The sequence below is a fragment of the Wohlfahrtiimonas larvae genome, from assembly GCF_002006755.1.
Taxonomy (GTDB): Bacteria; Pseudomonadota; Gammaproteobacteria; order Cardiobacteriales; family Wohlfahrtiimonadaceae; genus Wohlfahrtiimonas; species Wohlfahrtiimonas larvae.
Map to the genome: position 1 here is coordinate 1 of NZ_MVDO01000035.1, position 26,870 is coordinate 26,870.

Genomic DNA, 26,870 nt, shown 5'->3' on the forward strand with positions numbered 1-26,870 from the left:
ATAAAAGCCTAGTGCATTTGGCTATGGATACAGGGGATCGTTATAGGTTTGGAGAGGTAACATTTCACAGTGATTATTTTTCTGAAAAGTTATTGCGCCGTTATTTGAATATTAATGAAAGTACAGAGTTTTCAGATACACGAACCCTTGAGCTGCAAGAAGATTTAGATGCTTCTGATTATTTTGAAGAAGTTATCATTGCACCGACCGTAGATCATCAAGCTAAGCGTGTGCCATTAGACATCACCGTGACTCCTAAGAAAAAAAGAGTGTTTAGTGCGGGGATTGGTTACAGTACTGATATTGGAATGCGGTTGTCAGGATTGGGCACTTGGCGCTATTTGAATCGTATGGGGCATAAGTTTAATGTTGATTTATTATTAGCGCAAAAGCAACGACGTGCAGTTTTTAACTATAGAGTACCAGGCAAAAGACCTGCGACAAGTTATTATGATTTTTATTTTAAATATAATTATGAAGATACGAAGTATCGAGACTATACCGCATTAATTATCGGGGCATCTAATACACATAAAAAGGGTGGGTTCAAACAAATTTATGCCATTGATTATCGTAATGATAAATTTAGAACGCCTGAGGGTATAAGGAGGCATACTAAGTTATTGGTGCCATCCGTGACATTTAAATGGGATAATATTGTGAATCCTATCTTTGAAAATTGGGTACTCAAAGGCTCTATCATGGTTCGGGGGGCAACAAAAACAGTTGGTTCTGATGTGAATTTTGTTCAGGTTAAAGCAGAAGGTACGGCGGCAATTCCGATTACGCAAAATAATCGTATTATTCTAAAAGGGCAGATGGGGCATACATTTATTTCTCCTAAAGATCTTTATCATCTAAGTCCTGCATTGTTATTCCAAACAGGGGGTGATAATACAGTTAGAGGTTACCGTTATAACGGTATTGGAGAGTGGGGTTATAAAGATAAAGAAATTTATGGTGGGAAAAAACTCATGGTGGGCAGCTTTGAGTGGGAACATAAGTTTGCTAAGGATTGGGCTGGTGTTGCATTTGTTGATGCTGGTGATGCCTTCAATGGTGATAAACCTAATTTTAAGTTCGGTGCAGGTATGGGGGTTCGATGGTTCTCTCAAATTGGCGTTGTGAAGTTTGATATTGCGCATGGTTTTAATCGAGATTATGGTGATACTTTCCGATTCCATTTAAATATTGGAAAAGAGATATGATTCCCCATTGGTATTCTATAGTTTTTCAGCGTTATCAGCAGGTGCTTAATCAATATGATCATTTATATATAGGTTTGAGTGCTGGTATTGATTCCAATATGCTTTTACATTGGTTGCATACTTATCGAGATCAATTGCCTCCTATTACGGCTATTCATGTGAATCACCAATGGCATGGTGAGGATTCTGTGATTTGGGCTGATTTTGCAAGATCTCGGGCAGAATATTATGATTTTAAATTCATTAATTATGATGTTGTGATTGATATTGACCAAAAAGGCGCAGAGGCTTGTGGTCGAGAGGCGCGCTATATTAAGTTTGCTGAAACAATGGATGAAAATGGCCTATTGGTGGTTGCTCACCATCGCTCAGATCAGGCTGAAACTGTTATGTATCGTTTATTGCGTGGCTCTGGTACGCTAGGTTTGGGAGGGATGCGAGATTTAACTCAATTGAAGTTTGGTGATTATGAGTTGTCAGTATGCCGTCCTTTTTTATCCATATCTAAGTCTGAATTGTACAAAGCTGGAGAAATGCTGAGTATCCCATGGATGGAAGATTATACAAACCATGGTATAGAAGAAGCTCGTAATCAGATTAGAAATGCGATTTTTCCTATAGTTGCACAATATTTCCCCCATTATGAGCAAACTTTTGCGCGCAGTGCACAATTGATTCAAGAAAGCGATGAGCTGTTATTAGAAATTGCTCAAGACGATTATAAAAAGTGCATTCAGCAAGATTGCAATATGCGATTTGATTTGTCGCAACTTACCCAATTATCACCATTGCGCCAAAAAAATGTTTTGCGTTATTGGTTAAAATGCCATGATATTATTTTAGAAAAGCGTCAGTTTGATGAGTTTTTATCGATGTTTTTAGATAAAAAACCAACATCACAAAGTTGTTTTTCATTGGATGATTGGCAAATCAGAGCATTTAAAAATCAACTGTATTTAATGGTAAATTCTGATTTGATTGTTCGTCATGGTAGTTATAAATTTGTTAAAACAGACAATGCGCCATCATTAAGTTTTTGGCAAAATCTTGAACTAGAGCTAGTCAATAGGGAAGATGGTATGTCATTTCACCCTACGTGGCGAGATAAATCACAAACCTTGAAAAAATTATTACAAGAAATAGAACTAGAGCCATGGTTACGTTCTAAGGTGCGAATTTTGCGAGATAAATACTCACAGCAAATTATTTGGGTGGAGTATTTGGGATTGCATCACTCGTATAAAGATCAATGTCAATCATCAGGTTATATGCCCATCATCATTGATGCAAATTAAGGAGTTTAGTCTGTGTTTAGCCAACCTAATTTATCACAGTCACAGCAGCCCGATGCTCATTATGATTATGATGGATTATCAGGTGCATGGTTATGGTTACCTTGGTGGGTGCATATTAGTATTGCAATTGTAGCATGGCCTTTAAGTTGGTGGGTTTTGCCTATTTTACCTTTTCAAAATGCTGTAATTAGTGAGTTTTTATTCAATTTTAAAGTACAGATTGCTAGTGCTATTTCTATTCTGACAGTGATAACTGCATTTTTAAGTTACTTTAAAGCATATCAAATTCGCCAAAGACAGCAGGCTCAAAAGAAAATAACCAAATCTAAGAGAACAGTTGTCGCAAAGCCTGCTACTAAAAAAGTATCTAAACCAATTAAAAAAACAAGAGAAAAGCCTATTACGAAGACACAACAGAAAGTTTCTAAGGTAAAAAATGATAAAATAGTTAAGAAGCCTGTTGTTAAGAAAAAAAGAGCCGTCCAAAATAAAAATGAACAGCAAACTCAATTGGATTTTTAGTGATGATTCATTATATGAATATAATCAACAAGGGGAGTGAGATTATATGCAAATTGTGTTGATCAGTGGTTTATCAGGTGCAGGTAAATCGATAGCTTTAGAAACCTTTGAAGATGAAGGATTTTTCTGTGTAGATAATTTACCCTTGAGTTTTGTTTTATCATTCATTGAGAAATTTTCAGAGGAATCATCCCATAAACGTTTGGCTATAGTTGTGGATGCTCGAGGTTTTCCAGATGATTTAAGTGAGGCGAAACAAGTTTTTGCATCGCTTGATATCTTATCAGAGCATATTGATTTTGTTTTTTTAGATGCAACTAATGAATCAATTGTGCAGCGTTATCGAGATACTCGCCGTCGTCATCCATTTTATCAGGCTCATTTAACATTATTAGATACTATTGAACACGAACGAGAGTTGCTACAGCCTTTAAAAAAATATATGGATTTACACATTGATACATCCTGTATGAGTGTCCATGATTTACGATCATTTATTAAGAAACAGCTACTTAAGGATCATAATCAGCATACACTTTCTATTCAAGTAGAATCTTTTGGTTTTAAAAATGGTACGCCTTTAAATGCTGATTTTATTTTTGATGCTCGATGTTTAACTAATCCTCATTGGGAACCATCATTGCGCCCAAAAACAGGTAGGGATATTGAAGTGATTGAATATTTGAATGATCGATCAGATGTTCAGGCATATTTAAAAGATTTAGAGACATTTTTTTATACTTGGCTACCAAGATTTGAGCAGGGGACGCGTGCTTATTTAACCATTGCTATAGGGTGTACAGGTGGGCAGCACCGTTCAGTTTATTTAGTAGAGCAATTGGCAAAAATTATTGCTCGGCGTTATCCGCTAATTGTGAAACATCGAGAATTACATATCACTCATTCTTTTCAAAAGTGTTCGGAGGAACAATGATCATTGATGGTAAATTATTTGCAGAAGGCTTGCGTGCAAAATTAACAGAACAAATTGCAGTATTGAAACAAAATAATGGTATTACACCTGGATTGACGGTAATCTTGGTGGGTGAAGATCCGGCAAGTCAGGTTTATGTGCGTAATAAGCAAAAATTTGCACAAGAGTGCGGTATGAATTCGGTCACAATTAAAAAAGATGCAGAAACAACTCAAGAGGAATTGTTGGAGGTGATTCAGGCATTAAATAATGATGCTTCTGTGCACGGTATTTTAGTGCAATTGCCATTGCCAAAACATATTCATGAGCAAACTGTATTGCAAGCAATTTTACCGGAAAAAGATGTGGATGGATTTCATCCTGTAAATGTTGGTCGCTTATCTATTGGTGAACAATCTTTGGTGCCTTGTACGCCATTAGGTTCTTTATTGTTGCTGAAAGATAAGTTAGGTAATTTGTCAGGCAAAAAAGCGGTGATTGTTGGTCGCTCAAACATTGTTGGGAAACCAATGTTGCAGTTATTACTGAAGGAGAATTGTACTGTAACAATTGCTCATTCAAGAACTGAGAATCTACCAGCAGTATGTCGTGATGCAGATATCATAGTTGCAGCAGTTGGTCAGCCGAGATTAATTAAAGGCGATTGGGTTAAAGAGGGTGCCACGGTGATTGATGTGGGCATTAATCGCATTGAAGAAAATGGTAAAAATCGTTTGGTAGGTGATGTGGATTATGATGAAGTTGCCCCCAAGGCTTCGTTCATTACTCCGGTGCCTGGTGGTGTGGGGCCAATGACGATTGCTTGCTTGCTTAGAAATACTTTAACAGCGGCATGTATGCAAAGTGGTATTCAAGATCCAAATCAGATAAAATGATTAAAAATTAATCACTATTAAAAGTGAGATTGACAAGAAGTGAGAAGAGCGTATAATTTGCTTCTCATTGCGAGAGTGGCGAAATTGGTAGACGCACTGGATTTAGGTTCCAGCGGGTGACCGTGAGAGTTCGAGTCTCTCCTCTCGCACCAGGTGATAAAGGTGCGTATATACGCACCTTTTTTTATTTTTAAATTAAAATTAGGTGCTCAAATTATGTCAGCAGTTGAAGTATTAGAAGGTTTAAAACGTCGCGTACAAATTGCATTAGATGCAGCTGAAGTTTCATTAGAAAAAGAAAAGCGTTTGAAAGAAGTTTCCAAACGTATTCGTTTAGATGGCTTCCGTCCTGGTAAAGTACCTGTGAAAGTTGTAGAAAAAATGCATGGTGCTGAAATTCAAAATGAAATTATCAATGATAAAATCAATGAAGCTTTCAGATTGGCGATTAAAGATACAGATATTAAACCTGCGGGTTATCCTGTGATTGTTCCTTCTGAAACTGCAGGCGACTTACAATTTAATGTTGAATTTGAAGTAATGCCAGAAGTGAAGTTGAATGATTTATCAGCTTTGGAAATTGTTAAGAAAACTGCATCTGTTGAATCTGCTGATGTTGATACAATGTTGGATACTTTACGTAAACAACAAGCAACATGGGTGAAAGAAGAGCGTGCAGCGGAAAATAGCGATAAATTGACTGTTGATTTTGTCGGCCGCGTTGATGGTGAAGAATTTGAAGGTGGCAAAGGTACAGATGTTGCAATCGTATTGGGCGCTAATACAATGATCCCTGGTTTTGAAGCTGAATTGGTTGGTGTAAAAGCAGGTGAAACACGTACCATTTCTGTAACTTTCCCAGAAGATTATCATGCAGAAGGTTTGAAAGGTAAACCTGCTGAATTTGATGTAACTGTACACTCTGTAGAATCGCCTGTTTTGCCTGAAATGAATGAAGAGTTTGCTAAAACTTTCGGTATTGAAGATGGTAATGTAGATAAATTACGCGAAGAGTTAGAGAAAAACATGGTTCGTGAATTGAAAAATGTTTTAAATAACCAATTGAAAACTAGCGTAATGAGTGCTTTGTCAGAAGCTAATCCTGTAGAAGTTCCTGAAGCATTGGTGATGGGTGAAGTTCAAGCGATGGCGCAACAATCTAATTTCCCACAACCAAAAGATCAAGAACAAGCAGAGCAATTTATGAAAATTGCTCAACAAGCGTTTGGTGCTGAAGCGGAAAAGCGTGCACGTTTAGGTTTGATTTTAGGCGAGTTGGTTAAAGATCAAAAAATTGATTTAGACGAGAAATTTGTAGATGCTCGTTTAGAAAACTTAGCAGCAACTTATGAAGATCCAGAAGAAGTTAAAGAGCATTTCAAAAAAGATGCTAATACAATGCAACAATTGCGCAATTTGGCTTTAGAAGATCAGATTATTGATTTTGTTGTATCAAAAGCTAAAGTGACAGAAGAGGCTTCTAATTTCCAAGACATTATGAATCCAAAACGCGCTTAATAAGTCGTTAATTAATTCAATAGCCCGATTAATTCGGGCTTTTTTATTGCCGCTTTAAAATTGATTAATAAATGTTGCAAGGATATAAATTTCTCGCTATAGTTTAGAAACGTAATAAAACGTTTACTTATCAAGAGTGGTGGAGGGAATGGCCCTGTGAAGCCCAGCAACCTATCAGCTGACAAGGTGCTAACTCCTCCAACGATTATGGGAGATAAGTGCGCGCGAGTGCTCTATGAGATTAAACGTTAGAATTCTAATAATAAGGGGTTTAGTTTATGAGTTTAAGCGCAGTATCACAGGTGGAGTTGTTGAATCAGAATTTGGCTGATTTGCCAAATGATCTAAATGTTTCTTTTGAATTTTTTCCACCGAATAGTGAAAAAATGTATGAAACATTGTGGTCTTCTATTGAACGATTAAAAGGATTGAATCCTAAATTTGTGTCAGTGACTTATGGTGCAAATGCAAGTACAAGAGATCGTACACACAAAGTGATTCAGGAAATTATTAATAAAACAACTTTAACACCTGTTCCTCATTTAACCTGTATTGATGTTGATAGAGGTGAGCTTTTAGATATTGCTCATCAATATTGGGATATGGGGATTCGGCATATTTTAGCTTTGCGTGGTGATGTTCCAGAAGGGCAGGTTAAGCCTGATATTCATGCTGAAGATCTTGTGGCGTTTCTAAGATCTGTTCATGACTTTGAAATTACAGTTGCAGCTTATCCTGAAGTGCATCCAGAGGCAAAAAGTGCACAATCCGATTTGATTGCATTAAAGCGTAAAGTGGATGCTGGTGCTTCGCAAGCCATTACACAATTCTTCTTTGATGTAGATGCATATTTACGCTTTCGAGATCGTTGTGCGACTATTGGAATTGAGGCGGAAATTATACCTGGTATTTTGCCTGTGACTAATTATCAAACGCTTTTAAAATTTGCAGGGCCTCAAAATGTTAAGGTACCTCATTGGTTGCACAAACGTTTTGAGGGGTTGGATCATGATCCTGCAACACGTCAGCTTTTAGGTGCTAGCATAGCAATAGATATGGTTAGGTTATTGCGTAAAGAAGGTGTGAGAGATTTTCATTTTTATACACTGAATCGTTCAGAGTTAACTTATGCGTTATGCCATACACTGGGTGTGAGAGAAAATTGTATTGAAAAATAATTAATTGTGCTATAATTTACAAAAATTTTCATTTGTTTTCAATTTTGATGGTTTTTATGAGTATGGCTATTTTGAATAGTATCGAATAGAACATGATGGTTATTGTGTTTTTTCTAATATCATAATAGTTATTTATTATGTATAATTCGATCGATTTTAAAATTAAATAGCATGGATTTTTATTTTGTGTGTCAGTTATTGGCAAGAGTTTGTAGATGATTCACGTCGTATCCTCTTGCTTCAAGGGCCGATAGGCTCTTATTTTTTTCAGTTAAGTCAATTCCTTCAAAAGCAAGGCAAGGCTGTTTTTAAGCTGAATTTTAATGGCGGGGATATTTTATATTATCCATCTGATGGTCTAACACACATATATAATGATCGAGTGGAAAATTTTTCTGAATATTTAACTGCATTTATTCAGGAAAATAACATAGATGCTGTTGTATGTTTTGGTCATAAACGAACTTACCATGATATTGCCAAGAAAGTTTGTAAAAACTTGGGTGATAAAGTTGATTATTGGTCATTTGAGGAAGGTTATTTGCGGCCATATTATATTACTTTTGAGAAATGGGGGGTGAATAATGCCTCTATATTGCCTAGAAGTGCTGAATTTTATCTAGATCATAAAGTAAAATTACCAAGTTTAAGATCTCCACGCCCTTTGGTTTCTAGTTTTTGGGTAAGGTTTTGGTTGGCAATGCACTATTATATGGCAATGTATTTTTGTCGAAAGGAATTGAGGCATTATATTCATCATAGAGAATATAAAGTCATCAAATATATGGGAGCTTGGGCGATATCTGGATGGCGAAAGTGGGTATATAAGCCTAAAGAATATTTGCTAACCAAAAATATAGAAAGCAATGAGTTTCCAAGTTTTTTCATCGTGCCGTTACAGGTTCATAATGATAGTCAGGTGAGAAGTTTTGGCGGTACTAAAAATGTGCCAACTTTTATAAAAAAGGTTTTAAGATCTTTTGCTAAAGGCGCCGATCAAGGTGATCATATTATTTTAAAGCACCATCCGATGGATCGTGGCTTCAATCATTATGGCGAATTGATTCAAAAGTTAAGCAAAAAATATGGTATCGAAGATAGGGTTCATTATGTTTTTGATATCCCGATGCCTGTTTTTTTACGTAAAGCCAAGGGAATGGTAGTGATTAATAGCACCTCTGGGTTGTCTGCACTATTGCATAATTTACCAGTGAAAGTTTTGGGGAAAGCGCCATATGATTTTGAAGGATTAACGGATGCACAGTCATTGACTCATTTTTGGCGAAATCCACAACGTCCTGATCCCATAGTATTTAATGCGTACAGAACATATTTGCTTTATAAAACTCAGTTAAATGCTAATTTTTATATCAGCAATTTACATGAAGATTTTGTACAATGCGCGCTGTCTTATAAAAAAATTGATGTAATTCTCGAAAAAGAGGAACGAGTTAGTTATGAAGTTGTCATGGAAACGAGCAGTTAAGGCTGCTTCTCAGCCGCAAAGACTGTTTGGTATCATTGTTATCATTCCTTTTTTACTGTCGGTTATTTATTTTACATTTTTTGCCGTTGACCGTTATGTTAGTAGCGCACAAGTAGTGGTAAGACAGATTGATAGCCGAGGATCCCAAGCTACCGCTGGGTTGGCGATTTTAACAGGAGGTGTAGATCCTGCCTCTCGCGAATATACTTTATATTTAAAAGAGTATATCAATTCTTATGATATGTTGAACTATTTAGAAGAATCTATTCAGTGGTCAGAGCATTATGCTGCACAGTATAGAGATCCTTTTTTCTATTTGTCTGATGATGCACTCACAGAAGAAAAATTAAAATTTTATAATAAAATGGTAACGACCCATTATGATGATATGACGGGGTTGTTGCATATTGATGCTCAAGCTTTAACAGGTGAATTTTCAGAAAAAATTGTTCAGGAAATTTTAAATAGAAGTAAATTTTTTATCAATTCTGTTTCTCGAGATATGGCTCTAGAACAATCAGCATTTGCAAATACTGAACTAGTAGCTTCAACGCAACGTTATCAACAAAGTAAAGATGAAATGCAGGCCTTTCAAAACCTGCATAAATTGCTAGATGCAGATGCAACAGCGCAGTCTATGTTAGGAATTATCAGTTCATTGGAATCCGAAATTGCTAAAGAAAATGCACGTTTAAAAGCATTAGAAGCAACATTGGCTAAAAATGCACCACAAATTAAGGCTCTTAATAATAAGATCGATTCTTTAAAAGAACAGTTAAAAATAGAGAAAAGCCGAGTCACAGCGACAAGCGATATCGATGGCTCCTTTAATGCGATAGCATCTGAGTATCGCCAATTACAAGTCAATATTATAGTGGCAGAAGAGTTTTATAAAACGAGTTTAGCCATTGTGGAAAATGCAAAATTAGAAGCCATTAAAAATGTTAGAAGCTTAATTGCTGTGGTAAAACCTATTGAGCCACAAGAAGCGATCTATCCACAAAAAATTTATAATTTGTTAACTATAATTATTATTTTATGTTTACTGTATGGTATTTTGCGTTTTGTTATCGCATCAATAAGGGATCATTATGAATAAAGTTTTCAATAAGAATCATTTTAAAACTATGACTTTAGTTTGTACCGCAGTGGTTCTCACTGGGTGTGGTAGCGTTTTTTCAGCCGCAGGGCCTTCAAAGGCATCTATTGTGAATGCTTCTGATAAATATAAGACACAAAATTATACATTAATACCATTGTCAGCTGAAACAATAGGGGATTATATGCGACCAGCGGAGGCTAACTTAAAAGCTTCCGTTACCCAATCTACCATTCCTGATACTAAATTGATGTCTGGTGATGTTTTAACTGTAATGATTGCAGATAATGCTGAAAATGGTGGGTTATTTGCGCCTTTAGCTGCAGGTGGCACTACTTTTGATAAAGTGAGAATTAATGCTCATGGCACGATTTCTCTACCTTATGTGAATAATTTAAAAATTTCAGGGTTGTCATTAACACAAGCGCAAGATGCGATAAAGAAATCAGTACAAAATTACACGATGGATCCACAAGTCTATATCTCTTTATCTAGCGAATTAGGTGCTTCTGTATTGGTATCTGGTGATGTGAATAAACCTGGGCGATTTTCAACATTGCAAGGGCCGTTGACTGTATTGGATGCAATTAATCAAGCGGGTGGACCTAAGTTAGAACCGTATTTAGTTAATGTTGTTGTTCGTAATGGTAAAACAGCGCATAAATTTAATTATGAAGAACTATTAAATGGACAGAACTTTAAATTAGCCCCCAACAGTGAAGTAATTTTAGAACGTGCGCGCAAGCGTTTTGTCGCAATGGGCGCCGTCACTAAAACTGGTTTGCATGATTTTCCTTCTATGAATCCTAGTTTATTAGAAGTATTGGGTGTTGTGGGTGGTATTAATGAAGCTAAAGCTGATGCACGTGGCGTTTTTATTTTCCGTATGCCAGAAGAGGCAAAAGCTAAAAATGAAAAACCAAAGGTATTCCATCTAGATATGAGAAATCCAACCTCTATGTTTTTAGCAAAACAGTTTTTGATTCAACCAGAAGATGCTGTATATGTCACCAATGCTGGCGTGTACGAATTCCAGAAGATGATTTCTCCAATTATTCAAGTACTGGTATTGGGTAGAGCTGTTAGTAATTAATAATGAAAGTTAGAAGAACCTCCATTCAGATCATGGCAGATGTGTTATTTGCACTACTGCTGAGAGAATTCCAAACACGCTTTGGGAGCCGCCGAATGGGGGCTTTTTGGATGATCTTTGAACCAATGCTTCATGTCATGGTGATGTTTTTTATTTTTACAGTCATTCGAGCTAGATCTGTTCAAGGTATGGATTATCCTATATTTTTATTAACGGGTATGATTCCATTTTTTATGATGCGTAATATTGCGAGAAAGCTAATGGATTCTGTTAGTGCAAACAAGGCGCTATTTGTGTACCCGAATATTAAAATTTTCGATACTTATATTGCTAGGACATTGGTCGAAATTATCATTTATAGCATCATCTATCTGATTTTTTTATTTTGTTTAGGCTATTGGTTTCATTATGATGTCAGTATTGCTCATCCTATAGGTTTTTTGGGGGCAATATTAATGGGGATATTATTTTCCTTTGGATTAGGTGTGTTATTAAGTGTTGTATCTCAAGCTCTGCCAACTATTAAATCCTTTGTGGGTATTATGTTTATGGCACTCTATTTTATGTCTGGGGTTATATTTCCCTTATGGGTGATTCCTGAAAAATATTTATCATGGCTTTTGTGGAATCCTTACGCACATATCATCAGTAATATTAGATCTTCTGTGTTGATATATTACCCTGAAATTAATGGAGTAAGCACAATCTATCCTACTATTGCAACAATTATCATATTATTTTGTGCTTTTGGATTATATAAAGCACGCAAAGAGAGATTATTGACTCGATGATAGAGATTAGAAAAGTCACCAAGTCATACTTGCATCATAAAGGTGGTCGAAAGTATATATTTCGGGATCTCTCTTTTACCATTCCTAGTGGCCGAAATGTCGCGATCATTGGGCGAAATGGTGCAGGTAAATCTACTTTAATGAATCTATTGGCAAAAGTAGATACGCCAGATAGTGGCAGAATCATTACAGATAAGTCTATTTCTTGGCCTGTGGGTTTAAGTGGTGGCTTCCAAGGTTCTTTGTCTGCCCGTGAAAATGTAAAGTTTATCGCACGGACACAAGGTTTTAGAGGGCAAGCATTAAAAGAAAAAGTTACATTTGTCGAAGAGTTTGCAGAGATTGGCGAGTATTTTGATTTACCAACTAAAACTTATTCTTCTGGCATGAAGGGGCGCGTTGCTTTTGGATTGAGCCTTGCTTTTGATTTTGATTATTATTTAGTGGATGAGGCAATGTCCGTCGGGGATGTGCACTTTAAAACAAAAGCCAGTGATGCATTTAAAGCCAAAGTGGGGCAGGCTAATATTTTATTGGTTACACACGGAATGACACAAGTGCGCACGATGTGTGATTTAGTAATAGTGTTAAATGATGGAAAAGCCACATTGTATGATGATGTGGAAGAAGGCATTAAGGTTTATCAAAACTTATAAAGCCAAAAAATTTATAGGCAGTAATTTTAAGGTGAAAATGTGAAGGTTTTAACAATATTCGGTACTCGTCCTGAAGCTATTAAAATGGCACCTTTAGTAAAAGAGCTAAAGAAATATACGAGCATTGAATCAAAAGTATGTGTAACAGCACAACATAGAGAAATGTTGGATCAAGTGCTTTCTCTATTTGATATACAACCCGATTATGATTTAAATATCATGAAGCAAGGGCAAACTTTAGAAGGAATTACCTCCAGTATTTTATTAGGTTTAGCTCCTATTTTAAAAGATTTTGAACCTGATTATGTTTTGGTGCATGGCGATACTTCAACTACATTTGCCGCAAGTTTAGCTGCATTTTACCAACAAATTTCGATCGGGCATGTGGAGGCAGGTTTAAGGACCTATGACTTGTATTCACCATGGCCAGAAGAAGGCAATCGTTGTTTGACGGGTGTTTTATCTCAAATGCACTTTTCACCGACTAATGAAGCACAAGACAATCTTTTAAGAGAAGGTGTAAATGCAGATAATGTATTTGTCACAGGTAACACTGTCATTGATGCATTGCTAGATGTTGTCAAGCTCTTGGAAGGTGATGAATTAAAACAACAGATGGAAGAAAAATTTCCTTTCACTCAAAATGACCAACCGATGGTATTAATTACAGCACATCGTCGTGAAAATCATGGACAGGGGATTAGTAATATTAGCGCTGCAGTTAAAGAATTATCGCAGATGTACCCTCATATTAATTTTGTGATTCCTATGCACTTGAACCCGAAGGTACGCAATATTTTTATTCAAGAATTATGGGATATCCCTAATATTAAATTAATTGAACCACAAGAATATTTACCATTTGTTTATTTGATGTCGAAATCACAATTCATTTTAAGTGATTCCGGTGGTGTGCAAGAAGAAGCACCATCTTTAGGTAAGCCTGTATTGGTGATGAGAGACACTACCGAGCGCCCAGAGGCAGTGAAGGCTGGTACTGTGTTACTAGTGGGGACAGATACTCAAAATATTATTCAATATTGTCAAAAGTTATTAGAAGATCAGGATTTTTACTTACAAATGTCTAGTGCTAAAAATCCATATGGGGATGGAACTGCCTCAAAACAAATCGTTCGATCGTTATTACAAAGTATGCAATCTACACAAGGAAATTAATCATGAGTACTCCAACAATTTCAGTTATTGGCCTAGGTTATATCGGCTTACCAGCAGCAGCAATGTTTGCTTCTCAAAAAGTAAAAGTGATCGGCGTAGATGTTAATCAAAAAGCTGTAGATACAATCAATCAGGGGAAAATTCATATTGTTGAGCCAGGCTTAGAAGATTTAGTTCGTGTAGCGGTGGCAGATGGTTTTTTACGTGCAACAACTCAGCCTGAAAAAGCAGATGCTTTTGTGATCGCTGTACCAACACCATTCAAAGGTGATTATGAACCTGATGTGAGTTATATTGAAGCGGTTGCAAAAGCAATCGCACCTGTATTAGAAAAAGGCAATACAATCATCTTAGAATCTACATCACCTGTGGGCACAACGGATGATATGATCAGTTGGTTATCAGCAGCTCGCCCTGATTTAAAATTCCCGAAAGAAGGTGAAACAGGGCAAGATATTTATGTGGCTTATTGTCCTGAGCGCGTATTGCCAGGTCAAGTGATTAGAGAGTTAGTGGAAAATGACCGCGTGATCGGTGGTATTACACCAGAATGTTCTGCAAAGGCGATTGAAGTTTACCGTATTTTTGTGAAAGGTGAATTACCAACGACGAATGCTCGTACTGCTGAAATGGCAAAATTAACAGAAAATGCATTCCGTGATGTGAATATTGCATTTGCGAATGAATTATCATTAATTTCAGATAAATTAGATATCAATGTTTGGGAATTGATTGAGTTATCTAATCGTCATCCTCGTGTGAATATTTTGCAACCAGGCCCTGGCGTTGGTGGGCATTGTATCGCTGTTGATCCTTGGTTTATCGTGAATAAAACACCTGAATTGGCAAGAATTGTGCGCACAGCACGTGAAGTGAATGATGGCAAGCCACAATGGGTTATTAGCAAAGTACAAGAAGCAGTACAAGAAGTTGTAGCAAAAACTGGTAAAGCAGCGAATGCAGTAAAAGTTGTATGTTATGGCTTAGCATTTAAACCAAATATTGATGATTTGCGTGAAAGCCCAGCATTGATGATCACTAATAAACTTGCAGCTTTATATCCTAACCAAGTATTGGCAGTAGAGCCAAATATTGCGAATGATCATTTTGAAACTAAGCAAAGCTTTGAATTGATCTCATATGATGCAGCTAAAGATATGGCAGATGTTGCTGTGATTTTGGTGGATCATAATGAATTTAAGTCAGGTTTATCATTCAGAAATGACTCGGTAGTTGTTGATACCAAAGGTATTGTTTAATAATTTTGAGATATGAATTATCTCTGTGGTTGATAAGTTTATAGGTATTAGAAATGCGTAAAAAACAGAAAGAGCAGTTAGTGGAAAATCAAGTAAATATTATAGATGGAAAAAAATCTTTATTGATCGAAGCTAATGATTTATCTATCAATCCTCAATCTAGAGATAATTCTCTCATTTTACAGTATCAAAAAGAGATTGAAAATCTTGAGCGCCAAATGCGAAAATTGGATGCGAATTATAAAGGAATGATTGAACGAGAGAAGAAATATTTGAAAAATATTTCGGACTTAAAAGAGAATGTTGAAAATAGCACGTCTAACTCTCTCTCTCGACAAGATTTTTTAAAGTTGCAGACAAGTTATGAAGGGCTTTTGGCTAGGGAAGAAAGATATCTTAAAGAAATTAAACAACTTCAAGATCAAATTCAAGATCAAAAAAACTCTCTTTATCGGACTTATTCTTATAGATTAGGTTATTTGTTGATACATGCCACAAAATCTATAAAGAATTTTATCAGTCTACCAGCTGATTTAATGCATTTATATCGTGATAATAAACATCGTAAAAAATTAAAATCTGAGGCACTTAATTTAATAAAAGATTCTTCAGAGGTTAAATCATTGGTAAAAAATAAACCAAGGTTTTCATCTACTCATGCCCAATTAGTTGAATCTTATCTTGAAGAAGAAAGAGAGATTAAAATAGCAACGATTATGGATGAATTTACCTCACTTTGTTTTGCACCTGAGGCTGAGACATTGCAGATCACGCCAAATAATTTTAAAAATGAGTTGATTGAGTTTAAGCCCGATTTTGTTTTTATTGAGTCTGCTTGGCAGGGGAAAGATGGCTTATGGAAATTAAAGGTTAGCCAACAAGCGGAGGAATTATTTGAGCTCATAGAGTTTTGCCAAAAAAATAACATTAAAACCCTTTTTTGGAATAAAGAAGATCCTGTTCATTTCGGTACATTTATTGAAGTTGCTAAACAGGTCGATGTTGTTTTTACAACAGATATAGATTGTATTCAAAAATATAAAGAAGCAGTGCAGCATAATGATGTTTATTTAATGCCATTTGCAGCACAGCCTAAAGTTCATAATCCTATAGAGTTGTATGAACGTATTGATAAATTTAATTTTGCAGGTTCTTATTATCTTAAATATCCTGTTAGACAAAGAGATTTTTCTGTTCTCTCTGATGTTGCAATCAATAGTCGTGGATTAGATATTTATGATCGCAACTTTAATAATGATCATCCGCATTATCAATTCCCCGAAAGATATCAGTCTTTAATTTTAGGTTCATTACCGCCTGAAGAGATTGATAAAGCTTATAAAGGCTATGAGTTTGGGATTAATATGAATACGATTAAGCAATCTCAAACGATGTTTGCGCGTCGTGTTTTTGAAATGCTTGCATCTAATACAATCGTTTTAAGTAATTATTCTAGAGGTGTTCGCCTTTTATTTGGGGACTTAGTTGTTTGTTCAGATAATAAGGGAGAGTTGCAAAGACAAGTAGATAATATTTTAGTCGATGAAATAACCCGTAAGAAGTTTAAATTACAAGGATTGCGCTCAGTATTATCTCAACATACTTATGAGCATCGCTTAAATTATATTTTACAAAAGCTTAAAATTTATAAAAAAAATAAGTCAATGAGTCAACATGTTGCTGTATTGGTGAAGTGTGAAACTCAAGCAGATATTGATTGGGCGATTGAGCAGTTTAACCATCAATCAATTGAAGATAAAACTTTATTGATTGAAACATCGATAGCAGTTGAATCATCTAGTAACATTAAGGCTTTTAAAAATCATCAAGAGGTTCTAGAAGCATTGATTGCTTTGGATGCAACTCATGTTACAGTGTTTAATTCTGACGATTATTATGGACAAAATTATCTAATAGATATGCTATTAAGTTACCATTACTTGAAATATCATAATAATTGTCCTGTTACAAAAGATAGATATTATAGTTATTCCAAAGATCAGCTATTAGATCGCGAAGGTAAAGAGTATTTGTTTGTCGATGAATATCAAACATCTAAAACTCTTTATACTAAAAAATATTTTATTGATTTATTGAATCAATATGATTTTCCTAAAGTTCTTAAGGGATTACTGATTCAGGAAAAAGCTTTTTCAAGTGATGCCTTAAATTATATCGATAATGGTAAGGCTGCCGATCAAGCAAATATTGCTTTAGTATGTCAAGATTTAGTGCTTGATGCAGGTGTGAGTTTATCTAATCATTTATTACCTATTGCTGAGAATATTACTTTTAACAATTGTTCTGGGCCTGCTATGGAGAAGTGCCTCTTAGTCGATGAAGGGTTGGTTAAAGAAACACTGCGTAAAGAAATTAAATTTTCGATTGAAAATAAAACCGTTTTATTGGATTCTCATTTGCCAAATGATCAACACCGATTGGTGGCATTAACTCAACCTCTAGAAGTTGAAAAGTGGAATAGAATCAACATAAAAAATTTGATGGAGTATGATGGTGATGTTCTATTTGTATTCCAATTCTTAGATAAAGATCATCAGCAATTAACATATGCTACGGTTATACCGACAACTTCATTTACATTAGATATTCCTGAAGGTACGGTCTTTGGGCAACTTAGTGTTAGATTGAAAGGGAAGTCTAACGTAAAAGTTCAACAGGAACTTCAAATTAGATTAGATAATGTTGCGCGTAGAGTAGAAAAGCTATCTTATGACAGTGATGACATTATTCTTTTTTCTAAAGATGATATGGATAAAGAATTAGTACGACCTAAGAATAAACAAATACAAATCATTAACAGATCTAATGGCGTAGAAATTAAGTCAACATTAGAAAATGATAAGCATGCTTATATTTATTTTAGAACAATTTTTACAAGAGAAGAGGTGAATCTTGTATTAAATAGTATCTTTGAAACAGTTGGTGAAATTGTTGACTGTGATTTTAGAACTGTTTTTCTTTTCTTAGATCAAAATAAAGAAAAGCTAGCACACAGTATTATTAAAGTAGATAACCATAGTCATGCAATGGCAATCCCAGAAGCATGTAAATATGTTCGAATTGGTTTTAAAGTGATGGGCAGAGGAAGTGCAAATGTTCAAACTTTAAAAATTGGTGAGATTCGAGAGCAGGTTAATAATTTAATAGGAAAAAGTGATACATTAGTGCTTGCAAAACAATATCCCGCATATGACGATTTATATAAATATGGATTTCTGCATAGTCGTTTAAGGGCATATAAAAAAGAAAATACAGTAGTCGATATGTTTAGATTTGCAAATAATACTTCAACAGATTTTAGAGAATTTGAAAGTATTGATATCTTCCAAGGAGGGAAAAAGGAGCTAGTAGATGCACTTGCATCTGGCCAATTTAAAAGAGTATTTATACATTTAATTGACCAAGCTATGTGGGATATTGTTAAAGCATTTAAAGATACTATTCAAATTTATATTTGGATTCATGGTGCGGAAATTCAAACTTGGCAGCGTCGATCATTTGAGTTTGATCGTATGACGAATGATCAAATTTCTAGACAGAAAAAACTTAGTGCTCGTAGAGTCACATTTTGGCAAAATCTTTTAGATAAGGAGTTGAATGAAAATGTTAATTTTATTTTTGTATCTCAATATCTTAGAGCTGAATCAGAAGAAGGATTAGCTAGAGTATTTCCAAATAAACAAACGCATATTATTCATAATTATGTAGATGAAAATATCTTTCCATATGAAGTAAAAGATATTAATCAGCGTTATAACTTATTAACCATTCGTCCATTTGCAGGTAAAAAATATGCGAATGATGTGACTGTTAATGCCATTATTGCTTTATCGAAAAAAACAGATTTTTCCAAATACAAAGTAGAAATTTGTGGGGATGGAGAATTATTTGATGAGACAGTGGCACCATTAAAAGGCTTTCAGAATGTTATTATAAATAAAGGTTTTTTATCACATTCTGAAATGGCTGAAAAATATAGTGAGTATGGGGTATTTATTAATCCTACTAGATGGGATAGCCAAGGTGTTTCTAGAGATGAAGCTAGAATAGCAGGATTGGTTTCTGTATCTTCTAGAGTTACGGCTATTCCTGAATTTGTGTCTGATGAAGATGGTATTATGGTTGACATGGAAGACTATGAGGCTTTAGCTGATGAGATTATTAAAATGGCAGAGAACCCAAATATCTATTCAACAATTTCTAAAAATGGGCATGAGCGAGTAATTCAACAATGCGGGTTGGGTCAGACTATAAGTAAAGAATTGAACTTAATCAGTGCTAAGTAATTAGGTTATTTGTAATGTATTACCTTTTGGAACAAATATTTTTACAAGGATTCTATAATGTTTTTTGTTGATTCGTTGGCAACCCCTAAAAATTATTTTTCAGGAATAGGGTATTCTGAGCATTGCATAATTTTGTCATTAGATGGGATGATTAAGTATGTTGCAGAACATCATAATTTATTAGAGTTACAGAGTGGTAGATATTCATTAGTTCATTATGATGATAACGAACAGTCTAGTTTGATTATGGCAGATCCTACAGGGCAAGATGTATTATATTATTTCCAGTCTAGCGATTATTGGGCTGTATCTAATTCTTTTTATAAGTTAGTTGAAGAATTAAAGAAGAAAAAGATCAATACAGAAATATATTTACCCGGTTTATATTCATATAAGATTAAACACTCATTGGGTGGCCAACCATTAAATTATAATACTTTGATCTGTAATATAAAAATTTTACCTAGAGACTATTGTATTAAAATAAAGTCTCAAACGTTAATTCTAGAAAAAAGAACCTATGTTTTACCTAATATAACAAATGTTAATGAGTATCGGTTAACTTTACATAAAGTGATTTTAAGTCAAATAAGCGTATTGAATACCTTAGTTGATTTATTGCCAACTCAAAGTGTACGATGTGATTTAAGTGGTGGGATGGATTCTCGGGTTGTGTTTGGTATTTGCAGTAATATTGACAATGCTGCAAAAAAAATAAAATTTGCTAGTAATCGTAAATTAGAAGATGATTATTTTATAGCTCAAAAAATCGCTCAGTATTTTGGCATCGTTTTAGATAACTCATCTATAGGTAATTATAAGCAAATAGTAACTGATAAAGAACAGTTTTTATTGTATAAGTATGGTAACTCAGGAGTTTATGATTGTATATATAAACCTCATTATGTATTTACTCCGAAGACTTTACATGTTCATGGTGCAGGTGGTGAAAGTTTGAGGGGGCAATACTTAGGTTCACCACGTCAAATTATGGGTAGATTGAAAAGTTATTTTTCTTCAGAAGTAGAACATAATTTAGTTCAAAAAGAATTTTTTAATTATTTTTCAAATAATAACTTAGATATTAATGACCCTAGATCTATGATAAATCATTATAGAGATTTTAGAGCTAGATTCCATTTTGGTAGAAATTGGTTTAGATTTTTGACTAATCCTCTTTATACACCTCTTTCAGATATTCGTTTAGAGTCACTGTCTAATTATTTAAGCGTATCTAATAAAAATTCGACAATGATTTTTTATGATATTTATATGTTTTTACATGATATATTGGCTTTTTTTCCATTTGATGATGATAAGAAAAATATAAATTTACAAAAAATGAAGAGTGTAAATATTCCTTTGGTTAAATCAGAACAGAATCGCAAGCTAACAGAGTATGTAGTATATGGTGAATTCTTAGAAAATAAGATAGATAAGGATTTAATATCTAGTATTGATACAACTTTAGCTGTGCCTTTTGGAGAGTTACTTAATTTAGAAAAAGATGAGTTTGTGAAAAAATTTCCATCTTTATCTAGTGGCTATTCTCAAATGCCTCATGTTTATACAATATTGAATCTTATAGATTAGTAACGTGTATAAATTAAAACTGATAATTTTAATTATTCTGCATAAAAAAGTTTAATTTTATTATAGTTACTATAATAAAATAATTATTTAAATTAATGATATTTGATATTAAAAGGTAGATTACGTTGTGGATGTGAGGATTTTTATAGATGGAGAAGAAATGTTATCTAGTCAGAAAAATAAAGGGGCATCCTTTGCTCACTGTTTAGATCAATTTAAGGTAGAGTCCAAAGCAATTTGGAGTAGATATAGATTAAGATTACCAACTGCTGTATTAGATAATAAACTCGTAGGATATGAATTTGCTTCTTTGTGTGGGGTTCCTACAGCTAAGATCATACAACTAGATGTTTCTATCGATGAACTAAAATTTTCAGCTAATACGGTAATTAAGCCTATGGCTGAAAATGCAAGTAAAGGGGTTTTTATTTCTTATTCATCAAAAAAAATAGTTTATCTTGATAGAGCTATTATTCATGAATCAGCCCCATTTGCAAAACGTTATGCGAAACGATTATTAAAAGCAGGAATTGTTAGACATGACAGATGGATGTCTGAAGAATTGCTTAAGGATAAGAAAGACGGTTTAGCAAGAGATATTAAGTTTTATTGTTTTTATGGGAAAGTAGGATTAATACTAGATACTCATAGGGAAGAAGAAATCAGACGTTGTTGGTTTGATGTAGATTTAAATTATATTGATAGTGGAAAATATAATAGTGCTTTGTTTAAAGGTAAAAGAGATACAATACTAAAAGAATTAATAAAAAAAGCCGAAAAGCTCAGCTTAGAGATCCCTTCTCCATTTGTGAGAATCGATTTTTTAGTCTGTGATTCAGAGGTATATTTAGGGGAATTTACACCAGTACCTGCCGGCTATGATTTATTTAATGAGCTTTGGGATAAAAAATTGGGTAATATGTATGTCGATGCTGCCGTTAGATTGGGAAGTGATATAGGAGTTGGCAAAATTTTCCAAAATTATTCTATGATTGCTCATAAATATAACGCAAGTAATATGTTGGAAAATAAAATTTAAATATGAAAAAGATTTTTGTATATGGTGGATGTATTTCTCGAGATGTATTTAATGAACCCTATAATCTAGGAGAGTTAGATTTAGTAGCTTATATAGCCCGTTATTCTATAGCGAAGTTATGCTGTCCATCGATTCGAATTAAGATTAATGAAAAAAAAGTACCATCAGCTTTTCAGAGAAAGGCGATAGAAAATGATGCTAGAAATAATTTACTATATTTTTTAGATTTACGAGATTATGATTATTTATTGGTTGACTTTATGTTTACTCGTTTTAAATTGGTTGAATATGAATCAACGCTATTAACGTATTCTACAGAGCTAAGTAAATCAGGCCTGATATCTCCTTCTTCACATAGAATCATTAGTAATGATTCTGTATTATATTGGGAAAATTTTAAAAAAGGTTTAGATATTTTTTTAGAATTTTTATCAGACAACAATAGATTGCATAAATTGCTTATTAATAAAATTTATTTAGCTACCCATGATGATAGTGGTAAGGCTTTTGATGATGTAGGTCCACAAAATGACTTTTTAGATAGAATTTATGACTTACTTAGTAATAGTTTGGATAACTCACAAATTTTGGAATATGATCAGGCGCATTTTATTGCAAAGAGTGATCATCATTGGGGAAGAAGTCCTATGCATTTTATAGATGATTTTTATCATGATTGTTATCAGAAAATTGTGTCATTGTAGTAAAAATATTTTTTGTTGAATTAAAATAATAGCGGATCTGAAGATCTTTATAAAATAATTATTATTGGTGGTTACCTGAAATTAGTACTGTCAAATATTGGTATGTAAAATGAGTTTATATTTAGTAGCAGATGCTTTGACGAAAGCATCTTTGTCTCAGGGTAAGCGATTGATTGGTAATAGTTTTTTTTTACAGTCGGCGGATTGTCTATTTGTTGAATCTGCCTGGCAAGGGCGTTGGAATCGTTGGAAATATAAGATTGCATCATATCCTGATCATCCTGAACGTAATAACGATAAGTTAAAAAAACTTGTTCAAAAAGCCAAAGATCGTGGGATTCCCACAGTTTTTTGGAATAAAGAAGATGGTGTGCATTTTGATCGCTTTATAGATAGTGCCAAGTTGTTTGATCATGTATTTACTGTGGATTCCACTTGTATTCCTCGTTATAAGGAAGTGATGGGGCAGGATGCATCGATTCATACAATGATGTTTGCAGTACAGCCTAAATTCCATAATTTTACAGGATTCAACTTTAAACATAATCGTGCAAATTTTGTGGGCAGTTATAGCCACCATGTGCATGACATTCGTAGAGAATGGCAGAATCAATTATTTGAGGCAGCCTCTTCTACAGGATTAGGTTTAACGGCTTTTGATCGTAATTCTAAAAGAAAATCTGGTAATTATCGTTATCCGATTTTACCGAATATGGATATTTTACAAGCTGTAAAATACCCTAAAACGGGGCAAATCTATAAGGATTATTTGGTATCGCTCAATGTGAATACGGTGACAGATTCTCCGACGATGTATTCTCGTCGTTTGGTGGAAATTTTAGCGTGTGGTGGCATTGCAGTAACAACGCCCGCATTATCTGTGAATGAAATGTTTGCAGATTACTGCCATGTTGTTCATAGCCCTGAAGAGATGAAAGAGTTATTTGATCGCTTAAAGCATGGGCCAAGTCAGGATGATTTAGAAAGAGCGCGTGCAGGTGCAGAATATGTAGCCAAATATCATACTTGGGAACATCGTTTGAAAGAAATGTCTCGCATCATTGGTTTGGATGATTGATGGCACAGCATTTGCATTACACAGGATTCAAATTATGGTGGCAGCGGGATCGTTGGCTACCATTTTTACATGATTTAAATAATACTAATGCAAATTATTATATCGGCTGGGGCTATAAGAAAAGTGGTTTGCGAGCACTAAAAAAAACGAAGCACGCTAGTGCTTTTTTATTAGAAGATGGCTTCCTGCGCTCTGTTGGTTTGGGAATTGATGGGTATCCACCATTATCGTTAGTGGTGGATAATCTTGGCATTTACTATGATTACAGCAAGCCTTCACGATTAGAAGCTCTAATTATGGATGTTGATTCATTGCAGCCATTATTAACTGATGCAAGTCGGGCGATTGAGTTGATTGTTCAACATCATCTATCTAAATATAATCATATTTCCACCTCGTGGCCAGTGCATTTAATGGTGGATGACACTCGCCAAAATGTATTGATCATTGATCAAACAGCGGGCGATATGGCTTTGAAATATGGCGGTGTAACAGCGGATACATTTGTGGAGATGGTCAATGCTGCCAAGGCAGAAAATCCCGATGCTATCTTATGGATCAAAATTCACCCAGATGTTTTAACAGGCAAAAAGCACGGCCATTTAACTGAATATCTCACGGATGATAATGTTCGAGTATTATCGGAGAACATTAACCCCATCACATTACTAGAGAAAATGGATAAGGTTTATACGGCAACATCACAAATGGGCTTTGAAGCCTGCATGATGAAAAAGGATGTTGTGGTGTTCGGTGTGCCTTGGTATGCAGGTTGGGGATTAACGGATGATCGCCATGTGGATGTTGCACGATTAAAAGCGGATGGTAGAAGAAGAGCAGCATCATTAGAAGAAGTTTTTGTCGCAAGCTATTTGCAATATTGCCGTTATTTGAATCCCTATACGAATGAACGGGGTGATATTTTTGATGTTATTCATTATTTAATAGATATGCAAAGGCGCACGGAACTATTATCAGGGGAAATCTGGTGCATTGGTTTGTCGTGGTGGAAGCGCAAAATCATGCAACCATTTTTAACGACACATAATAATAAAGTTAGATTTTTTAAATCGTTAGCACAAGTTCAAAAAGCGTATCAAAGGCAATCCATCAAAATTATGATGTGGGGGCAAAAATACCCTGAAATTCCTCTGTGGGCAAAAGAGAAAAGTTTACCAATATTGCGAGTGGAAGATGGCTTCATCCGTTCAGTGGGCTTGGGTTCTAATCTCATTGCGCCATTATCTTTGGTGGTGGATGATTTAGGCATTTATTTTGATGCACAAATGCCATCTCGTTTAGAAAATATCCTACAAACACACGAATTTAATCAACATGAAATTACTCAAGCGGATGTTTTAATTAAAGCTTTAGTTGAAAAAAATATCGGTAAATATAATGTGGGTAATGGCGGTTTGGATTTGCCAAGTCCAATACCAAAACAACTCATTTTAATTCCCGGGCAAGTGGAAGATGATGCATCCATTCGTTATGGTTCGGCTCATATTAAAAGCAATTTGGATTTAATTAAAGCAGTGCGTAAGGAAAATCCCGAAGCTTATTTGATTTATAAACCGCACCCAGATGTGGTGAGTGGTAATCGCATTGGCAAAACTAAAGATGAAGATGCTCTGCAATATGTGGATCAAATCATCACGAAAGCCAATATTTTAGATTGTATCGAGCAAGTGGATGAAGTTCATATGATGACTTCACTATCAGGCTTTGAGGCACTGCTGCGTGGTAAAAAAGTGACTTGTTATGGCTTGCCATTTTATGCAGGTTGGGGATTAACAATAGATAAAGTGAAAACAGAGCGCAGAACTAGAACTTTATCATTACAAGCATTGGTTGCAGGGGCGATGTTGTTGTACCCAACTTACATTGATCCAAAATCGAAGCAGGTTATTGATGCAATGCAGGCGCTCAAAATTTTGGATGATCAGAGAAAAGTGAAGCAGCAATCTATTAGCAGTAATTGGTTTAACCGTAAAGGCAATCAATTAAAGGCGCTGTGGCTAGCATTAAAATAGCTGTATAAATATCGGAATATCTCGCCTATTGGCGAGATATTAGTTTTGGATAGAGCAAGGTTAACCTTTCTTCGCAAAGGCATCCATGCCATCGTAGCGATCAAAGTGAATATCGTCGCTTACTAAGTAATCATAAATTTCTTCAACAATTGGGATACCATTTTGTTGGTATCTTTCAAAAGTAGCATCACTTCTTTCACCAGGATATTGAACTTTGCTAAAACCTTCGGCAGGCTTCATGCCATGGATTTCGCCCACCATTTTTTCAATCGTGCCGTAGAAAGATTCTAAGCCTGCGAAGAACTCAGGATTTAATACAATGTGGATTTGACCCAATTCACGGCCAGCGGAGAGGTCGGCATACATTGAAGATACAGAACCACCGGAAGGTTGGCCGAGTAATGCGCCACACAAAATATCCACCATCATCATCAAACCTGAGCCTTTTGCGCCAGCAATCGGTACTAAGCCTGCAACAGCATTTGGATCAGTAGTAGGATTGCCATTAGAATCTACCGCCCAATCAGCCGGGATTGCTTTACCTTTCGCACGTGAATCTAGGATTTTTCCCCAAGCGCCCACTGTGGTTGCCATATCGAAAATGATGGGTGCGCCATCTTTACGAGGTGCGCCGAATGCGATTGGATTTGTGCCAAAATAAGGTTCAGCACCGCCATATAACACAACCATAGGATCAGATTGGCACATGGAGATCATGATTAAGCCTTGTGCTGTTGCTTGGCGTACAAAGTAAGATAATGTTCCGCAATGACCTAAGCGCTTCATGCCCACAACGCCAACGCCTGTTGTTTTTGCTAATTCGATGGCTTTTTCTGTGCCGAGTTGTGCAATGTAATGACCCACAGCATTATCACCATCCAAAATCCCAATGCTTGCAGATTTCTGATCAAACGTAATGTTAGGGTTAGGATTGCTGCCGCCTTTATTGATGCGCTCTGAGTAATATTCTACACGCACAGCACCATGAGAATGAACGCCACGAGAATCAGCATACGCTAAATGATC

Annotated in this window: 21 protein-coding genes, 1 tRNA gene and 1 riboswitch; of the genes, 21 read left to right on the plus strand and 1 reads right to left on the minus strand. The window is 35.2% G+C overall.

Features of this window, described 5'->3' with window-relative positions:
- The 21 genes from BZK14_RS02410 to BZK14_RS02510 form a co-directional block, all read left to right on the plus strand.
- Positions 1–1,208, plus strand: a 1,208-nt coding sequence (locus BZK14_RS02410; protein ID WP_143691286.1) for an autotransporter assembly complex protein TamA, incomplete at its 5' end; no start/stop codon positions are given.
- Positions 1,205–2,503 carry a tRNA lysidine(34) synthetase TilS gene (gene tilS, locus BZK14_RS02415; RefSeq protein WP_077925007.1) on the plus strand — a complete coding sequence of 433 codons (1,299 nt, stop codon included), beginning with the start codon at positions 1,205–1,207 and terminating at the stop codon, positions 2,501–2,503. The genes BZK14_RS02410 and tilS, both read left to right, overlap by 4 nt.
- A 12-nt stretch (positions 2,504–2,515) precedes the next feature.
- Positions 2,516–3,025 (plus strand): hypothetical protein, encoded by a 510-nt coding sequence (locus tag BZK14_RS02420; RefSeq protein ID WP_077925008.1) that lies wholly within the window; start codon positions 2,516–2,518, stop codon positions 3,023–3,025.
- A gap of 46 nt (positions 3,026–3,071) precedes the next feature.
- On the plus strand, positions 3,072–3,959 hold the full coding sequence (gene rapZ / locus BZK14_RS02425) for an RNase adapter RapZ (RefSeq protein ID WP_077925009.1): 888 nt from the start codon (positions 3,072–3,074) through the stop codon (positions 3,957–3,959).
- Complete coding sequence (folD, locus tag BZK14_RS02430) at positions 3,956–4,834, plus strand: bifunctional methylenetetrahydrofolate dehydrogenase/methenyltetrahydrofolate cyclohydrolase FolD (protein ID WP_077925010.1); 879 nt, start codon at positions 3,956–3,958, stop codon at positions 4,832–4,834. Before rapZ ends, folD begins: the two co-directional genes overlap by 4 nt.
- A 69-nt stretch (positions 4,835–4,903) precedes the next feature.
- Positions 4,904–4,986: transfer RNA gene (locus BZK14_RS02435), tRNA-Leu, on the plus strand.
- 64 nt (positions 4,987–5,050) lie between these two features.
- Complete coding sequence (tig, locus tag BZK14_RS02440; RefSeq protein ID WP_077925026.1) at positions 5,051–6,352, plus strand: trigger factor; 1,302 nt, start codon at positions 5,051–5,053, stop codon at positions 6,350–6,352.
- A gap of 124 nt (positions 6,353–6,476) precedes the next feature.
- Positions 6,477–6,573: riboswitch (SAM riboswitch) on the plus strand.
- 57 nt (positions 6,574–6,630) lie between these two features.
- The gene (gene metF / locus BZK14_RS02445; protein WP_077925011.1) at positions 6,631–7,530 is read left to right on the plus strand and encodes a methylenetetrahydrofolate reductase; all 900 of its coding nucleotides are present in this window, start codon (positions 6,631–6,633) and stop codon (positions 7,528–7,530) included.
- Positions 7,531–7,714: 184 nt separating this feature from the next.
- Positions 7,715–9,016, plus strand: coding sequence for a capsule biosynthesis protein (locus BZK14_RS02450; RefSeq protein ID WP_171973622.1), 1,302 nt, complete (start codon positions 7,715–7,717; stop codon positions 9,014–9,016).
- Positions 8,988–10,115, plus strand: a complete 1,128-nt coding sequence (locus BZK14_RS02455; protein WP_077925013.1) for a KpsE/RkpR family capsule polysaccharide export protein — start codon at positions 8,988–8,990, stop codon at positions 10,113–10,115. The genes BZK14_RS02450 and BZK14_RS02455 overlap by 29 nt, the downstream gene beginning before the upstream one ends.
- Positions 10,108–11,208, plus strand: coding sequence for a polysaccharide biosynthesis/export family protein (locus BZK14_RS02460; RefSeq protein ID WP_245831125.1), 1,101 nt, complete (start codon positions 10,108–10,110; stop codon positions 11,206–11,208). The genes BZK14_RS02455 and BZK14_RS02460 overlap by 8 nt, the downstream gene beginning before the upstream one ends.
- Positions 11,209–11,210: 2 nt before the next feature.
- A complete protein-coding gene (locus BZK14_RS02465) occupies positions 11,211–11,999 on the plus strand; it encodes an ABC transporter permease (protein WP_077925014.1) in 789 nt (262 codons plus the stop codon).
- On the plus strand, positions 11,996–12,655 hold the full coding sequence (locus tag BZK14_RS02470) for an ABC transporter ATP-binding protein (RefSeq protein ID WP_077925015.1): 660 nt from the start codon (positions 11,996–11,998) through the stop codon (positions 12,653–12,655). The genes BZK14_RS02465 and BZK14_RS02470 overlap by 4 nt, the downstream gene beginning before the upstream one ends.
- Positions 12,656–12,694: 39 nt before the next feature.
- Positions 12,695–13,831, plus strand: a complete 1,137-nt coding sequence (gene wecB, locus BZK14_RS02475) for a non-hydrolyzing UDP-N-acetylglucosamine 2-epimerase (protein ID WP_077925016.1) — start codon at positions 12,695–12,697, stop codon at positions 13,829–13,831.
- Positions 13,832–13,833: 2 nt separating this feature from the next.
- Positions 13,834–15,090 carry a UDP-N-acetyl-D-mannosamine dehydrogenase gene (gene wecC / locus BZK14_RS02480; RefSeq protein WP_077925017.1) on the plus strand — a complete coding sequence of 419 codons (1,257 nt, stop codon included), beginning with the start codon at positions 13,834–13,836 and terminating at the stop codon, positions 15,088–15,090.
- Between the two features lie 53 nt (positions 15,091–15,143).
- Positions 15,144–19,397 (plus strand): glycosyltransferase family protein, encoded by a 4,254-nt coding sequence (locus tag BZK14_RS02485; RefSeq protein ID WP_077925018.1) that lies wholly within the window; start codon positions 15,144–15,146, stop codon positions 19,395–19,397.
- Between the two features lie 57 nt (positions 19,398–19,454).
- Entirely contained in the window at positions 19,455–20,990 is a 1,536-nt protein-coding gene (locus BZK14_RS02490; RefSeq protein ID WP_077925019.1) for a hypothetical protein, read from the plus strand.
- 160 nt (positions 20,991–21,150) lie between these two features.
- Complete coding sequence (locus BZK14_RS02495) at positions 21,151–22,029, plus strand: ATP-grasp fold amidoligase family protein (protein WP_077925020.1); 879 nt, start codon at positions 21,151–21,153, stop codon at positions 22,027–22,029.
- 2 nt (positions 22,030–22,031) lie between these two features.
- The gene (locus BZK14_RS02500) at positions 22,032–22,733 is read left to right on the plus strand and encodes a DUF6270 domain-containing protein (protein WP_077925021.1); all 702 of its coding nucleotides are present in this window, start codon (positions 22,032–22,034) and stop codon (positions 22,731–22,733) included.
- Positions 22,734–22,842: 109 nt separating this feature from the next.
- Positions 22,843–23,811, plus strand: coding sequence for a CgeB family protein (locus BZK14_RS02505; RefSeq protein ID WP_077925022.1), 969 nt, complete (start codon positions 22,843–22,845; stop codon positions 23,809–23,811).
- Positions 23,811–25,844 carry a capsular polysaccharide biosynthesis protein gene (locus BZK14_RS02510; protein WP_077925023.1) on the plus strand — a complete coding sequence of 678 codons (2,034 nt, stop codon included), beginning with the start codon at positions 23,811–23,813 and terminating at the stop codon, positions 25,842–25,844. The genes BZK14_RS02505 and BZK14_RS02510 overlap by 1 nt, the downstream gene beginning before the upstream one ends.
- A 60-nt stretch (positions 25,845–25,904) precedes the next feature.
- Here the strand turns inward: BZK14_RS02510 and allD are convergent.
- Positions 25,905–26,870 (minus strand): ureidoglycolate dehydrogenase (gene allD, locus BZK14_RS02515; RefSeq protein ID WP_077925024.1); only part of this gene is annotated, 966 nt, incomplete at its 5' end.

Bases quoted from the DNA above. Each gene is read 5' to 3' on its own strand.
- tilS (WP_077925007.1), top strand. From the start codon at position 1,205: ATGATTCCCCATTGGTATTCTATAGTTTTTCAGCGTTATCAGCAGGTG.
- rapZ (WP_077925009.1), top strand. From the start codon at position 3,072: ATGCAAATTGTGTTGATCAGTGGTTTATCAGGTGCAGGTAAATCGATA.
- folD (WP_077925010.1), top strand. From the start codon at position 3,956: ATGATCATTGATGGTAAATTATTTGCAGAAGGCTTGCGTGCAAAATTA.
- tig (WP_077925026.1), top strand. From the start codon at position 5,051: ATGTCAGCAGTTGAAGTATTAGAAGGTTTAAAACGTCGCGTACAAATT.
- metF (WP_077925011.1), top strand. From the start codon at position 6,631: ATGAGTTTAAGCGCAGTATCACAGGTGGAGTTGTTGAATCAGAATTTG.
- BZK14_RS02455 (WP_077925013.1), top strand. From the start codon at position 8,988: ATGAAGTTGTCATGGAAACGAGCAGTTAAGGCTGCTTCTCAGCCGCAA.
- BZK14_RS02460 (WP_245831125.1), top strand. From the start codon at position 10,108: ATGAATAAAGTTTTCAATAAGAATCATTTTAAAACTATGACTTTAGTT.
- BZK14_RS02465 (WP_077925014.1), top strand. From the start codon at position 11,211: ATGAAAGTTAGAAGAACCTCCATTCAGATCATGGCAGATGTGTTATTT.
- BZK14_RS02470 (WP_077925015.1), top strand. From the start codon at position 11,996: ATGATAGAGATTAGAAAAGTCACCAAGTCATACTTGCATCATAAAGGT.
- wecC (WP_077925017.1), top strand. From the start codon at position 13,834: ATGAGTACTCCAACAATTTCAGTTATTGGCCTAGGTTATATCGGCTTA.
- BZK14_RS02485 (WP_077925018.1), top strand. From the start codon at position 15,144: ATGCGTAAAAAACAGAAAGAGCAGTTAGTGGAAAATCAAGTAAATATT.
- BZK14_RS02490 (WP_077925019.1), top strand. From the start codon at position 19,455: ATGTTTTTTGTTGATTCGTTGGCAACCCCTAAAAATTATTTTTCAGGA.
- BZK14_RS02495 (WP_077925020.1), top strand. From the start codon at position 21,151: ATGTTATCTAGTCAGAAAAATAAAGGGGCATCCTTTGCTCACTGTTTA.
- BZK14_RS02500 (WP_077925021.1), top strand. From the start codon at position 22,032: ATGAAAAAGATTTTTGTATATGGTGGATGTATTTCTCGAGATGTATTT.
- BZK14_RS02505 (WP_077925022.1), top strand. From the start codon at position 22,843: ATGAGTTTATATTTAGTAGCAGATGCTTTGACGAAAGCATCTTTGTCT.
- BZK14_RS02510 (WP_077925023.1), top strand. From the start codon at position 23,811: ATGGCACAGCATTTGCATTACACAGGATTCAAATTATGGTGGCAGCGG.